Here is a 12917-nt window from a genome sequence, read left to right on the forward strand (position 1 = left end):
CGAGTGGCCGATGCGCCGATCCTCAGGGGATCAGAACGCTGTCAGTGCGTCGATAGATACTGCCCGACATGACGGGTAGAGCGGACTGGGCACTTGAACTGGCGCTGGAACGCGTCCTACAGGAGTCCGAGTCATTAGAGGTCACGAGCGCCACCGGCGAAGCCTTGCAGTACATGCGTAGCGGAAACGGGCGTCATCGCAGGGGTGGGAAAGGGTTGGTCCATCGGCTGGAGATGGCCCGGCTCAGGGCCTCCGAGGAGTCCGAGTGGCGGGCACTTCACCTCCTGCAGGATTGTCACGATTACTGCACGGGTCGAGCTCTGAAGCCAGAATTCGAAGAGCGATTACGCTTGTTTGAGGACGGTGCCCGTAGTGAGGCTAATCGTGGATACGTCTCGATGATTTTCGAAGTTGCGGTTCGGGCTTTAAAAGATGTCGGGCAGCTCGTGCTGGATCGAGATGAAATCCAAACTGCGGAAGATTTCCTCAATGGCCTTGTGTCACAGCTCGAAGACGGCCGGTTTGTCCATGCTCCGGCTGACCGTCCTGGTCGCTACAGAATTGTGCGTGGGACAGCAGAGATGGCCGTCTGGTTGGACCGTATCTTTCGCAATCGCTTGGACTTCGAAGATCCTGCCGAGGCTGCTCGCAGAGTCGTGATGTCTCCTGAAGCGATGACTGTGCTGGCGAATGAAGACGCGGGAATTCACCTTCTCAAGGCTGCCGAACTCAAGCGAAAGTCATCGATTCTGCGAGGGGTTCGCGGAGTCATAGAAGATGCCACCGCGACAGAGCATGACCTTCAATGCGCCTTACAAGCACACCCTTGGATTTTCGGAGGGCATTATATCGGGGCTGAAATCCGACGCCGTTTGGTTCCTGGCGACGAGATCGACGTTCCCTTGATTCGTTCGGATGGCAGCCTTCATGTGGTCGAATTGAAGAAGGCGAGGGGAGCCCAGCCGATTGTGAAACGGCACCGCGGTTCCTGGGTTCCGACTGCCGCTGTTCATGATGCAGCCGCCCAAGCCATCAACTACCTGGTGGGGCTCGACGAGGACCGTGTGCGTATCCGCCGCGAGTTCGGCATCGAGACGCGTCGCTCCAGTGCACTGGTATTGATTGGTCACCCAGCGATCCACCCGGAAATTCCAGAGGAGACCATATGCGAGGTACTCAGAACGTTCAATTCGCATATGAGTCGAGTCGAGGTTCTGACCTACAAGGAGCTGATCGACAGCGCGGAACGGGTACTTGGGTACGACTCCGACTCAGCCGCACTGTAATCAGAGGCAGGTCGAAGCAGTATCCCCCGCTTGCCGGTCATCAGCCTGAAGGTGAGTTGTGCACTGCCTAGCGTATTTTAGAGACAGTGCGGCATCCGAAGGATGTCAATTTCCTCAATTGGCGGTAATCCGTCGTGCCGGATCATCCTCGCCTGGTGTAGTGGCGTCCCGGAACGTGCAGGACGGCCCCCGCCCAGCCCCAGCTTTGGCGCTTGCCCAGTTCGATGATCTGAGCGGCCACCGGATCGCACGAGCTTACGGTGTCGATGTGAAGCCCGTCTATGGAAGTGATGCTCGACCGGGATAGTCCTGCTGACGAGTCGGTTCGTCTCTGGTCCACAAGGGTCGTGACCTTGGCTGGCCGGCCGGTGGGCTCGACCGCCATCGGGGGTGACGGTTCGTTCCGGTGTGTGCCATCTTTCGAGATTCGCTGTGCGAGCTTCGGCGTGAGCTGGCATGCTCGAAAGGCGAACTGAGACAAGGGGGATCATGAGCAGGGTGTCACCGGACTGGTATCCCGACCCGCAGAACGAGGGCTTCCTGAGGTACTGGGATGGGCAGGCTTGGACGGCGGATCGGAGGGCCGTGTCCACGAAGCATGCCTCTCCCGGCGCTTCGGACGAGTCGAAGGTTCCGCTGTTCGGGGCTCGCGCCTTCGCGAAGAGGCAAGCAGATGAGCTGGCTGAGGCGCTCGCCGAAAACCGGCGGCTACGTGAAGAGTTGGAGCAGATCGGCGGCCTCGGTGTCGGCGACCTGCAGCGGCTGCAGGCTCAGCTCGAGGCGCAGATCGCCGAGCAGCAGGCAGTGCGGGACGACCTGGTCGAGCAGGTGGTCGATATGCGGGAGCAGCACCTCCTTCAAGAGATCGGGATCTACGAATACCGGCATCCCTTGTCGGACTCCGTCGCCTACCGTGACGAGTTGAGGCGTCTACAGGGCGAGATAAAAGCCCTGGCCCGCCGCGACGGCGGCGCGATAGAGGCACCGAAGGCATGGGTGGTCGAGGGGTCGGTTACCGATGGCCGCAGAATGATCCGCGAGTACTCGAAGTTGATGTTGCGCGCCTATAATGCAGAAGCCGAAAACCTGGTTCGTGGCCTGAAACCGTACAGACTACGCAAGACGCTCGACCGTTTGGACCGGATCGCCGACACTCTCGAGCGGTTCGGCGCGACCATGCAGCTTCGGATTGCTCCTGAATATCACCGGCTTCGTCGTCGCGAGTTGGAGCTGACCGCCGATCATCTCGAATTGCTGGCACGCCAGAAAGACGCGGAGCGCGACGAACGTGAGCGGCTACGAGAGGAACGCCGGGCGCAAGAGGAATTGGCTCGAGAGCAATCGAAACTCGAGCAGCAACAGGAAAGAGACCGCCAGGCTCTTTCTGGCCTCGAAGCTGCGGGGAATGCAGAGACCGATGCCGCGAACGAGCTACGGGGACGGTTGGCGGAGCGGGATCGGGCCATCGCCTCGATCCAGGCTCGGGTGGACGATGTTCGCGCCGGATACGTGTATGTCATCTCCAATATCGGCGCGTTCGGCCCAGATGTGGTACAGATCGGGTTGACGCGACGGTTCCATCCGTACGAGCGGATCAGCGAACTCAGCAATGCGTCTGTGCCGTTCAAGTACGACGTTCACGCGCTGTTCTTCGACAAGGACGCCGCCGGAATCGAAGCCGAGCTCCACCGCCGGCTGGAGGACAAGCGCATCAACAAGGTCAATCGGCGCCGTGAGTTCTTCCGCGTGACGCCCGCCGAGGTTCGAGAACACCTTCGCGAGGTGACCGATGGACTGCTCGAGTTCACCGAGACACCGGAGGCCGATCAATACCGCCAGAGCCGCAATGCCCAGTATGGTCCGGTGCGGCCGCAATCCGGAAGCGAAAACACACAATCCATCCCGCCCATCACATTGACCTGAAGGACGGACAGTATGACGCAATCTGTGGACCAGGTAACCGTCGAAACGAACGGCAGCGCCGACGATCTCTTCCAGCTGCTCGAATGGTTGAACGACAACGATCAGCTGCGCGGCAGGGTAAAGATGCCTGCTGAGAAAGTCCGTCCCGGCCAGATGGGGGGACTGACCGATGTACTGATCGTCGCGGCCGGCGCCGGTGGAGTCGCCACCGCGCTCGCCAGGTCGCTGACCACATGGTTCACTGTCCGGCGGTCCAAGATCGCCGTAACCATCAAGACCGGTACGGACTCCGAGATCACTCTCGATGCAGAACGAGTCAAGATGCCGGAAGTTACGCAAGCGCTGCAGTCCATGCTGGAGCAGCTCGACAACCGGTAGACGCGATGCGGAATCGGAGCGGTTGGCGTGCCGCACTCATCGGGGTGAGCCGGTACGCCGATCCTGAATTCCCGGACATTCCGGCGGCCGGCAACAATGTCCGCGACCTCGCCCGAAGTTTGACCGCGCCGGGGGCGCCGTTCGACGAAGAGCACTGCACTGTGCTCAGCGATCCCGGGCAGAGCACTGAGGTCGGAAAGACCGTGGCTGCCGCGGCGCGTGACGCCGAGGATGTCCTTCTTGTCTACTACACCGGCCACGGTGTGGTGGACCGGCGCGGACGCTTGTATCTGGCCCTTCCCGACACCGACCATGGACAGCCCGAATGGAGTTCGGTGGCCTTCACGGCGCTGCGAGATGAGCTTATGGATAGTCCGGCCCGCGCCCGGATCCTGATCCTGGACTGTTGCTTCTCGGGACGTGCGTTCGAAGCGATGAGTTCACCAGGGGCCGTGATCGGTGGCCAGATCGATATCAGGGGTACCTACACCATCACGTCCTCTGCGAGGGACGAGACGTCACTCGCGCCTGAAGGTCACCGCTATACGGCCTTCACCGGTGCGCTGTTGAGCGCCGCGGCAGATACCGGGCTGACCCTCGATCAGCTCTATCAGAGGGTCGATCGGATGCTGCATCGAAACAACCAGCCCCGGCCGCAGCGACGAAGTGTCAATATCGCGGGCGAGCTACGCCTGTTCACTGCGCCTGGCCCCCAGTCGAACCTGACCGAAGATGTTCCGAAAGCTCCGGGGACGGACGCGAATAGCGAGTCTCTGTTCGAAAGCGCGCAGCACTCGGCTGACCAGGGAGATACTGTCGGAGCAGAAGCTCTATGGAGGCGTGCGGCGGCGCAGGGTCACCTCGGTGCAATGAACAATCTCGCCAATTTGCTTGTCACGCGTAGACAGTCCGCTGAAGCCCTCGACTGGTACCGCAAGGCCGCTGAGGCGGGTAACCCCGAGGCGATGGGTAATCTGGCAAACCTGCTGTATGAAGAACAATTCTTGGAGGACGCCGAGCGTTGGTGGCGGTTCGCAGGAGAAGCCGGGAATGCCGACGCAATGTACAACCTGGCAGTCATGCTCGACAGGACGCTCCGGTTCGACGATGCCATCATCTGGTACCAGCGGGCGGCGGAAGCCGGCCACACCGACGCTATGCACAACATGGCGATTCGGCTCCGCCTCCGGGGGCACATCGATGACGCCGAGTCCTGGTGGCGCAGGGCCGGGCACAAGCGTGCACAGCGCGCCAACGTCAAACCCCGTGGCCCGGTCTCCCAGACGCCGTCCCGGTAAGAATCTGCGCGTGTACGCCTTTGTGTGTGGCGATTCCTGCTGGGGCCTCGCTGTGCTACTCATGCTTCCCGAGCGTGCCCTGCGCGGGATCACTCCTTCTCGGTCGGCTCTCTGCCAGTGTAAAACTGCTCTTCGCTCCAGCGGTCGAAGTGGTAAGTGTGGTCAGGCGTCAACGCCCAGCCCGAGGTGAACAGGTAGAACTCGACGTCGAGATCGTCGAGTATGTCGCCCAGCCATTCGCGCCAGTCGGCCCCACCTTCGAATTCGGGGTAGAGGTCGTCCAGTATTTCGGCTTGGCTGAGGATGAGGTACAGAGCCAATTCCTCCAGCACCGTATGCGCGACCAAGTGGCCGGCGGAGAAACGCGCGCGAAGCGTACTTACAGCGGCCTTCAGCGCATAGACGAGTTCGTAGTCATAGCGGGGAAGGAACTGAGGCGGAAGGTCGCCATCGAGCCACGATGTCGAGAGCTGCCCCAGATGTGCTCCTCGCGGTTCCTTTGCGAGTTCCGTGAGGTCATCGCGGATCTGGTCGCTCACGACATCGCTACCAACCGCGAAGGTCACCGCGCATTCTCGGCCGAAGTTCTTCTCCAGAACGGCAGACCACGCGCGGTGATCTCGATCGACGGTGCGGAGGAAGTCATCATCTGACTTCTGATCGTCCTGCTCCGTTTCAGGGAGCCGGCTCCATCCCAGCGCTTTGCAAATACCCCGAACCTTGTCCGCGCGGATTGCTGCCCCGGACTCGTAGCGACTCCACGACTTCGTGCCGATACCGGCTTTGGCCGCTGCTTCTTCGATGCTGAGATCGAGAGCTATTCGTCGTTCCCGGATTGCAGATCCGAGCTCGACGCTGCCGTTCTTCGTGCGTGGGGGCATCGGTTACTCCTGGTGACTGGTCAGTACCCGGTACGTACTCTACATGGTGTACCGGGAGGGGAGTGTGGATGCTCACCTGGGCTCCGAGCTGAACTATAGGATTTGCTATAGTTTGGCGGTGGGTCAATGGGAGATCTACCAGACCGATGAGGTGGCCGCGTGGATGAACAATCTGCGACGTTCCGATCCCGAGGCTGCCGAGCGGGTCGAAGCAGCTGTCGATGTGCTCGCTGAATACGGGCCGACCCTGGGCCGTCCGCTGGTCGACACGCTGACCGGTTCGCAACTTGCCAACTTGAAGGAGTTACGGCCAAGACAGACGATGATCCGTGTGCTGTTCGCGTTCGACCCGTGGCGGTCGGCGATCCTATTGACCGGCGGCGATAAGACCGGGCAGTGGAAGAGCTGGTATGAGCAGGCGATTCCTCGCGCGGAAGAGCTCTACGCGGTGTATCTGAAGGAACGGGCAGAGGAGGAGGAAGAGCGATGAGTAGCTTCTCCAAATGGGATCGTGAAGGCTATCGCCGCCGCGTGGGCGAGGAGGAAGCCGCACGCCGTCGTCGGTCGATCATGGCCGAGCAGTGGGGCTACCAGCTTGCCGAGGAGCGGAAGCGGCTGGGGTTCACGCAAGCGGGTTTGGCCGAGATCATGGGCGTGAGCCCCGGGCGGGTGTCGCAGATCGAGCATGGCGAGGTCGCGACCGTCGAGGCTCTCGCCGCGTATGTTTCCGCGTTGGGCGGGAAGCTGGAGCTGCTGGCGGATATCGGTGGGCATCTGCTGAAGATGCCGACCGACCCCGCGGCGTGAGGTGACTGTTTCCGACAGCGGCTGCACCGTTGCACCCGAGTGCTACTGCCGGTGGCCCATTCACGATGCGATGATCAGGGCCACCAGATCGTCGCCGCGATCACCAGCAGCGGTAGTCCGATCGCGATGGCGAAACCGACCACTACCAGGGTGCTCATGGTGTGTCCTGCGTGGAGGTCCAGCGTGGGAAGCTGAGACGCGGTAGCACGGTTTCCACGTCGCAGATGTCCAGTACGGCGTCGAGTTCGTGGGGGCTGAGGTGGTCGGGTGCGGGCAGGATCACCAGGTCGGCACCGGCGTTGCGTGCCTGGTCGGCCACGCGTAGCACCGAGTGTTCGCCGGGCCATACGAGGTGGTAGCCGAGTCGGTCGGCGAGGCGGTGTACGCGGTCGCGGTCGGTCTCGGGTGCTCGGCTGATGTCGTGGTCGATCCAGCCGAACGCGATCGAGTGGCTCATGGCGCGATATCGGCGTCGGTGGCGGGTTCCGGGACATCGCGACTGGCGCGGAGCCCGGCCGCCACCCGTCCCAATGTTGCTGTATCGATGCAGTATTGGTCGCGCAACAGCCGGACGGTCGCTTCCATTGCCCGGTTTCGTGCCGGTCGCTTGGGCAGAGGTGGTCGTTCGCGCACAGTGCCTCCTGGGGGGTGTCATGGCGTGCACCCGGCGCCGAGGAATTCCGTGGTCGGCGGCCTCGTATGGTGCTGGCCGGCCTGGTGGTTCGACCCGGCGCCGGGGCTGGTTCAAGCCTCATCGACCGGTGTTCGCGGTCCCAGGGACAGCAGTCATAGAGAACCGCTACGCTTCCGCTAAGTGCGCAGCGACAGGGGGTTTTCGCGTGATCGTGGAGGTTTGGACAAGGGTCGAGGTGCGGGCGCTGCGTGACGCGGCGTTGCGGATGACGCAGGAGCAGTTCGCCGAACAGATCGGGTGGTCTGTTGCGACCGTGCGAAAGTGGGAACGTGCCACCGAATCGCGGCCGGTGCGCGGGCAACGTGCCGCCGACCTCGATAGTTGGCTCGCCAAGCTGAGCCCGGAGGCGATGCGCCGCTTTACGCTCGCCGTATCGTCCACGCGGCCATCAGCGCAAGGACACCTAACCCCTGGAAGCATTGGCGATGAGGCAGACGTGAACCGCCGCGAATTCGGTAAAGCCGCGGCGCTTACCGCCGCGACATTGCCGACGCCCAGCCACTCCCAGATCGGCATGGCCGACGTTGAACGTCTGAACGCATTCACGGCGGAACTGGAAGCCGCCGACCAGGCTGTCGGTGGAGCGGGCCTACTGTCCTCCGCCGTTGATACGTTGGAACGTAGCCAGGGTTTGCTGCACAGCAGCGTGTTCGACGCTGCGACAGGCCGAGCGTGGATGTCCGCCGTAGGGGCGCTGGCCGTGGAAACCGGCTGGCTCGCATACGACGCGGATCGAGTCCAGTTGGCGCGGCGGTGCTACTCCGATGCGCTCTCGCTGGCGTCCATGGCCGAAGACGACGATCTGGCTGTCCACGCCTGCATGAATGCTGCTCTGCAATCCATCAGCTTGGCACGCACCGGTCATGCGTCGCCCTCCTATGCACTCGCGTTGACACGCCGGGCTGCGGATCTGGTGCGGAGGAGGCCCGCGGGACGGATACACGCGCTGATCGCAGCCCGCGAAGCCGCGGCGTACGGCACAGCCGGTGATCGGCGAAGTGTGGAGCGAGCCATGTCAGCGGCATGGCGGGAAATGGACAATGCAGCCGAGCATGAGCCGGTGGGAGAGTGCGCTCCGTGGCTGCGGTTCGTCGACCATTCCGAAATCCGATTCCATGAGGCGCGGGCCTGCACTGACATAGGCAACCACAGCCGAGCGCTCGTCCTGCACGAGGTCGTTGCGGGCGAGCCGGCAAGCGCTGGTAATGCCATGCACGCGTCGGCCTGGTGGTCGGCAGCGCTCGCCCGTACCGGCGACACGAGGTCGGCGGTCGAAGTGGGGACCCTGGTGCTCGAGGCGCTGGAAGGGTGGCTTGCATCGCCCCGGGCACTCAGCGCGCTGAAACCGGTGCGGCAGCGGGCCGACACGGCTTCCGAAGGTGAGGAGTTCCGAGTTCGGTTCGACGCACTCGTTTCCACGAAGGGGACTTCGGTTGATTGAATTCCGCCGTTTCGATCACGTCGGTGCGCGCGAAATGCGCGACACGGTCCAGGACGTCTACGCGCGCGCCTACGCGGAGGCTATCGCGACCGGCGATCCTTTTGAATCGCTGGAGGCGTCGATGAATCGGTTCGACGCTTACCTGCGCGCGCCGGGCTTCGACCTGGTGGTGCTGTACCTGGACGAGGAACCGATAGGGCAGGCGTGGGGGTGGCCGCTCGGCGAGAACACCGCCGGCTGGGGCGGATTGCAGCTCGACGAAGACGATCCAGAATTCACTCGCGAGGACGGGACCCGGACATTCGGGCTCTCGGAGATCATGGTGGTCCCTGAACACACCGGCCAGGGTTACGCGCGGATGCTGCATGATGAACTGCTGTCTGCTCGGCGGGAGAAGCGGGCGACGCTGTTGGTGGACCCTAGAAACGAGCGTGCCTACGCGCGGTATCAGCGATGGGGCTGGTACCGGGTCGGCGTTCAGTGTCCAGGCTGGGCCGGGGCGCCTACCTTCCACGTACTGATTCGCTCTCTTCCGTTTTGAACGGTCCGGTACCGACATCGAGCGGTACACCGCGAAAGTGCGCGACTATGTGCGCTGACAGCCCAATAATCTGGCTCTGCAGAAGCTGCGTTCGGGCGTCGTGACACCGGCCGACCTCGAATCGCTTGAGGAACTGCTGGCCCGCAGCGGTGCCGGCGCACCCGAGGACATGGAACGCGCCGTCGCGAACGCCCAAGGACTCGCCCGTTTCATTCGCTCGCTCGTCGGACTCGATCAGCCGGCCGTGCGGAAGCGTTCGCGGGGTCTCCTTGGCGAACGCACCGCCACTGCCAGCCAGATCGATGTCGTCAACGTCAACCTCGTCATCGGCCACCTCACCCGGCACCGCGGGATGGACCCGAAACTGCTGTTCGAGGCGCGCCGTTCACCGACGCGGTGCCGCAGGGCCAACGCAACTGTTCGCCCACGGGCAGACGACACGACTAGTGCGTCTGATCCGGTCGCTCAGCGACTCGGTGGCTTCGATCGCCTGAAACCCATTGCGGTATCGTCGCGAACCATCGCGGCCGGCAGAGGTGGAGGTGCAGAATACCGCTATGAACGGTCTCTACGACGGTGAATTCATTGGCTACCGAGCCGCATCGAACGACGACCTCGAAACAGCACTCGGTGAGGCAATCGTTGCTATCGATGCGAATGTACTGCTCGATCTCTACCGGTTTCGGCCACGGACCTCGCAGGACCTCATCAAGACCCTGGAAAGTCTGGGAGATCGACTCGTTGTCCCGCATCAGGCACTGCGAGAGTTCTGGCGGCATAGGCAGCGGTCGCATGGCAGCCCTCACGGTGCAACGAAGACAGCCACAGATCTTGTTGCCAAGGGGGGCCGAACCGCCGGAGATGCGCTAACGGTCTGGGCCAAGGCAGTCGGTGTTGACGATGGTGAGCTGTCCGACTTGCTCGCTCGTGTCGATGGTTTCGTCAGCGACGTGCAGGGACGCATCCAGGACTTCGTGCGTGATACGAAATCCGAGCGCGATGGTGACTCGATTCTCGATCAGCTCGAAAGTTTACTGGCGGGTCGGGTTACACCGCCGTTGGCCGACGACGAATGGCTCGAATGTGTTGCGGAGGCGAACCGGCGAATCGAAGCCGAGGTGCCCCCAGGGTACAAGGACGCCCAGAAGCAGGATACCGACTCACCTGAGGGTGGGGCTGGCGACTACCTGGTTTGGTATCAGGCCACTCGGTATGCGCACGCACACGGCAAGGACCTGATCATCGTGACTCGCGACGAGAAGGAAGACTGGTGGTGGCGCCAGCAGTCGACCTTCATTGGCCCGCGTCCTGAACTGAGCGTCGAGTACCACGAGCTATCGGGACGACGGTTGTTCCTGATGTGACCGGCGACGCTGCTGGCTCATGCGTCAGTACTTGCAGTCGAAGTCGACGAAGGTTCTTCAGAGGACGCTGGACGTGTCGCAACCATCGAAGAATCCCAGCCGCCGGAGCTGTGGACGTTGGAGGCTGTATCGGCACTGCTGGAGCGCCTTGAATTCCAAGCACCTGTTCAAGCTGCGGCACTTCGGCTGGCCACCCCTGAACGAGGCGGTCGCGTTCAGCCGCGAAAAGGTCTACGATCTGGGTGATTACGGCGATGAGCGGATGCTGCGTGGTTTCACCCGCCCGTTCCGCAGATTGACCGAAGCGCTGCAATCGGAGGGTGTGATACCGGACGGAGTGGCGCCCATCTTCGTAGCGCGCTACCCGGATGGTGTCAAAGCAACATATTTCAGCGTGCCCAGTGAAGTGCCCGTACTGCTGGAAGAGTTGGCGTCCTCTTCGCCGTCCGGCACTGGCGGGGTCATTGTTACCGACAATTAAATTAACGACTCAGAACACTAGAGTCCGACGGGAGACACCCCTCTCAACCGTGCTGGAGATTACTCCGCAACATTGAGCAATTCGTACCTAACAGCGATATACGCGATTTCGACATCTTTCAAGATCACCCGCTCGTAGGCGAATGGGAAGTTTTCGCTAACACCGTTGGGGGTTCCGTCCGGCTTCGGCTTGGGTTTCCGGGTGATAGGTGGCGCAAGGGCGATCTCGCGATCGGCGAGCTCCTGGGCACGTGAGTAGTGGCCGACACGACCGGTCCAGACCGACCCGTCTTTCATCCTGATTCGTGCGTAAGCGACGGTATGTTCGGGTGCCTCCGACCGCATAACTTCTCGCCAGGCTGACTCAAAAGTCATCTGTCCCTCGTTGTTCCGGTGGAACCACTAGAAAGCCAGGTGAGCGGAGAGGAGCGCGACTGCAGCGAGAGAAACGAGGGTGATCGAGACGCAGTAGCCCCATTCGCCCAGCATCGCGAGTGGTCGACTGGCCGTGGTTACGCCGGAATAATCGAAGTGGATGGGTGCCGCCTGGGTGCTCAGCGGTAAACTGCGATGGGCTCAAGCCAAAGAGCTGGCCCCTTGACCTCGCCATCGTATTGGCTGACCGGCATTTCAAAAGTGGAGGCGGGATCTTCAAACCCTCCGAGTGACTCTCGGATGGCATCTCGCTCAAGCACTGTCACGGGTGCACCCGAGATAAGTCGAATTATCGGATGCCACTCGCCATCGTTTATCACCCTTTGTACTTGCGCCACGATGGTGTAGTAGCCAGAAACAGCACCCACGTCCCCGACTATCCATTCCTCTCCCACCGTCATTGCGACGGTAGGCCCAGCGTCCCCTTCGGGAACGGCGAACAGGCCAACCTTCTCATTTCCTTCGCCACCGACAATCATCTTCATTATTCGGGCTGCGTCTTTCGTGGACTTTAGTTCGGCGCCCTTTTGTGAATAAGGAGTGCCTTGCTGGGCTGCCTGTTCTGCAAACCATCCAAACATTCGGGCGAGGCCATAGATTGACAACACCTCCAGTTCGGCATTCATAACAATCGTGTCGCCTGGTCTTACGTCGACCAGGGCGCCTTCTCCCCAGCCGGTGAACCTTCCAAGGGCTTTCTGCTGTTCAAGCAGCTCGTACCAGATATGAAATATGGAGAATCTCGTCCTGGTCCGGGTCATTTCTTCCTCCATGGTGGAGGACCCCTTCTTGGAAGCTTCCGCTTTTCCGGATGTCCCTCCAAAGCCAAGGCTGCCGCCTATAGATCCGCCACCTTCGCGTGCGGTCACTGCTTTTGAAATTACTTCGTCGACCTTTCCGGCTTCTAGTGCAGAGAGTGAATTGACAACGATTTCGTCATTTAGGTAAAGGAAGCTTTTGTGCAGCGATTTTGATGGACGCTGATAAATTCCCATGCTGGCGATCGTAGCACTGAAATGTGATCTTATCACAATGGCTTTTCTGAGAATTGGCTGACAAATTCAAGTTTCCTACCGGTTAGTCTCATCCTGCCATTTTGTTGTTTAACTTAACTACCTACTAACCCGCGTCCTTCGTCGCGTGTCCCTGCTGGCTGGTGGCCTGCATTGTGTTCCCGCGCCTGTCCGCCGTCAAGGGCCACTATGGCGTCAGCTCCGCTGAGGGCTTCGCCAGCCTTGACTACAGAGTCTCTGCCCGAGAAGAGCGGGCCTTCTCGGGCAGACCGGGTAGCCAGCCCCACCCATGCGCAGACCGCCACTCAGCGGAGCCGCACCGATAGTGCGGATGTGTGAATGCAGCGGCCGTCCTGTGGGCACGTCGAGCTCACGC

Annotated in this window: 15 protein-coding genes and 2 pseudogenes; 12 read left to right on the forward strand and 5 right to left on the reverse strand. The window is 61.5% G+C overall.

The features are described from left to right. Positions 1-398: 398 nt before the first annotated feature. The 5 genes and pseudogenes from ON22_RS26830 to ON22_RS34980 all read left to right on the forward strand — a co-directional run bounded on the left by ON22_RS26830 (position 399) and on the right by ON22_RS34980 (position 4885). On the forward strand, positions 399-1286 hold the full coding sequence (locus tag ON22_RS26830; RefSeq protein WP_197039757.1) for a Shedu anti-phage system protein SduA domain-containing protein: 888 nt from the start codon (positions 399-401) through the stop codon (positions 1284-1286). Positions 1287-1775: 489 nt separating this feature from the next. Beyond that, positions 1776-1868, forward strand: a pseudogene (locus ON22_RS38635) (DUF2510 domain-containing protein); the annotation flags it as partial. Positions 1869-1871: 3 nt separating this feature from the next. After that, positions 1872-3209, forward strand: a complete 1338-nt coding sequence (locus ON22_RS36020) for an SNIPE associated domain-containing protein (protein ID WP_231508803.1) — start codon at positions 1872-1874, stop codon at positions 3207-3209. 12 nt (positions 3210-3221) lie between these two features. Beyond that, a complete protein-coding gene (locus ON22_RS37300; RefSeq protein WP_063820668.1) occupies positions 3222-3587 on the forward strand; it encodes an effector-associated constant component EACC1 in 366 nt (121 codons plus the stop codon). A 5-nt stretch (positions 3588-3592) separates the two neighbouring features. Further along, a complete protein-coding gene (locus ON22_RS34980) occupies positions 3593-4885 on the forward strand; it encodes a caspase, EACC1-associated type (protein ID WP_255218561.1) in 1293 nt (430 codons plus the stop codon). 89 nt (positions 4886-4974) lie between these two features. Here the strand turns inward: ON22_RS34980 and ON22_RS26850 are convergent, their stop codons facing one another. Continuing rightward, a complete protein-coding gene (locus ON22_RS26850) occupies positions 4975-5766 on the reverse strand; it encodes a helix-turn-helix domain-containing protein (protein WP_033247723.1) in 792 nt (263 codons plus the stop codon). Positions 5767-5884: 118 nt separating this feature from the next. Between ON22_RS26850 and ON22_RS26855 the strand changes: the two genes are divergently transcribed. Both ON22_RS26855 and ON22_RS26860 read left to right on the forward strand, forming a co-directional pair. Continuing rightward, entirely contained in the window at positions 5885-6256 is a 372-nt protein-coding gene (locus ON22_RS26855; protein ID WP_231508802.1) for a type II toxin-antitoxin system RelE/ParE family toxin, read from the forward strand. Further along, positions 6253-6573, forward strand: a complete 321-nt coding sequence (locus tag ON22_RS26860) for a helix-turn-helix domain-containing protein (RefSeq protein WP_033247721.1) — start codon at positions 6253-6255, stop codon at positions 6571-6573. The genes ON22_RS26855 and ON22_RS26860 overlap by 4 nt, the downstream gene beginning before the upstream one ends. A 154-nt stretch (positions 6574-6727) precedes the next feature. Here the strand turns inward: ON22_RS26860 and ON22_RS26865 are convergent, their stop codons facing one another. Continuing rightward, positions 6728-7030: a hypothetical protein gene (locus ON22_RS26865; RefSeq protein WP_043740749.1), complete on the reverse strand. Its 303-nt coding sequence runs from the start codon at positions 7028-7030 to the stop codon at positions 6728-6730. Then, complete coding sequence (locus ON22_RS38170) at positions 7027-7158, reverse strand: hypothetical protein (RefSeq protein WP_255218562.1); 132 nt, start codon at positions 7156-7158, stop codon at positions 7027-7029. Before ON22_RS38170 ends, ON22_RS26865 begins: the two co-directional genes overlap by 4 nt. A 254-nt stretch (positions 7159-7412) precedes the next feature. Here ON22_RS38170 and ON22_RS26875 point away from each other — a divergent pair, with 254 nt between their 5' ends. The 5 genes from ON22_RS26875 (at position 7413) to ON22_RS26895 (ending at position 11094) form a co-directional block, all read left to right on the forward strand. After that, a complete protein-coding gene (locus ON22_RS26875; RefSeq protein ID WP_033247747.1) occupies positions 7413-8708 on the forward strand; it encodes a helix-turn-helix domain-containing protein in 1296 nt (431 codons plus the stop codon). After that, positions 8701-9249, forward strand: a complete 549-nt coding sequence (locus ON22_RS26880) for a GNAT family N-acetyltransferase (protein WP_033247746.1) — start codon at positions 8701-8703, stop codon at positions 9247-9249. The genes ON22_RS26875 and ON22_RS26880 overlap by 8 nt, the downstream gene beginning before the upstream one ends. A gap of 100 nt (positions 9250-9349) precedes the next feature. Then, positions 9350-9829 carry a type I restriction-modification enzyme R subunit C-terminal domain-containing protein gene (locus ON22_RS26885; RefSeq protein WP_033247745.1) on the forward strand — a complete coding sequence of 160 codons (480 nt, stop codon included), beginning with the start codon at positions 9350-9352 and terminating at the stop codon, positions 9827-9829. Further along, positions 9807-10613, forward strand: a complete 807-nt coding sequence (locus ON22_RS26890; RefSeq protein ID WP_033247744.1) for a PIN-like domain-containing protein — start codon at positions 9807-9809, stop codon at positions 10611-10613. Before ON22_RS26885 ends, ON22_RS26890 begins: the two co-directional genes overlap by 23 nt. A gap of 148 nt (positions 10614-10761) precedes the next feature. Next, the gene (locus ON22_RS26895) at positions 10762-11094 is read left to right on the forward strand and encodes a hypothetical protein (RefSeq protein WP_033247743.1); all 333 of its coding nucleotides are present in this window, start codon (positions 10762-10764) and stop codon (positions 11092-11094) included. Positions 11095-11153: 59 nt separating this feature from the next. On the opposite strand, the pseudogene ON22_RS26900 reads toward ON22_RS26895, so the two are convergent. Together ON22_RS26900 and ON22_RS26905 are read right to left on the reverse strand one after the other, a co-directional pair. Next, positions 11154-11477 (reverse strand): annotated as a pseudogene (locus ON22_RS26900) (DUF6338 family protein); the annotation flags it as partial. Between the two features lie 170 nt (positions 11478-11647). Further along, positions 11648-12523, reverse strand: a complete 876-nt coding sequence (locus ON22_RS26905; protein ID WP_156052504.1) for a DUF6414 family protein — start codon at positions 12521-12523, stop codon at positions 11648-11650. Between the last annotated feature and the right edge of the window lie 394 nt (positions 12524-12917).

It is taken from the genome of Nocardia carnea NBRC 14403 (assembly GCF_000308515.1).
Lineage (GTDB): Bacteria > Actinomycetota > Actinomycetes > Mycobacteriales > Mycobacteriaceae > Nocardia > Nocardia carnea.

Bases quoted from the DNA above. Each gene is read 5' to 3' on its own strand.
- ON22_RS26830 (WP_197039757.1), top strand. From the start codon at position 399: ATGATTTTCGAAGTTGCGGTTCGGGCTTTAAAAGATGTCGGGCAGCTC.
- ON22_RS37300 (WP_063820668.1), top strand. From the start codon at position 3,222: ATGACGCAATCTGTGGACCAGGTAACCGTCGAAACGAACGGCAGCGCC.
- ON22_RS34980 (WP_255218561.1), top strand. From the start codon at position 3,593: ATGCGGAATCGGAGCGGTTGGCGTGCCGCACTCATCGGGGTGAGCCGG.
- ON22_RS26850 (WP_033247723.1), bottom strand. From the start codon at position 5,766: ATGCCCCCACGCACGAAGAACGGCAGCGTCGAGCTCGGATCTGCAATC.
- ON22_RS26860 (WP_033247721.1), top strand. From the start codon at position 6,253: ATGAGTAGCTTCTCCAAATGGGATCGTGAAGGCTATCGCCGCCGCGTG.
- ON22_RS26865 (WP_043740749.1), bottom strand. From the start codon at position 7,030: ATGAGCCACTCGATCGCGTTCGGCTGGATCGACCACGACATCAGCCGA.
- ON22_RS38170 (WP_255218562.1), bottom strand. From the start codon at position 7,158: ATGGAAGCGACCGTCCGGCTGTTGCGCGACCAATACTGCATCGATACA.
- ON22_RS26890 (WP_033247744.1), top strand. From the start codon at position 9,807: ATGAACGGTCTCTACGACGGTGAATTCATTGGCTACCGAGCCGCATCG.
- ON22_RS26905 (WP_156052504.1), bottom strand. From the start codon at position 12,523: ATGGGAATTTATCAGCGTCCATCAAAATCGCTGCACAAAAGCTTCCTT.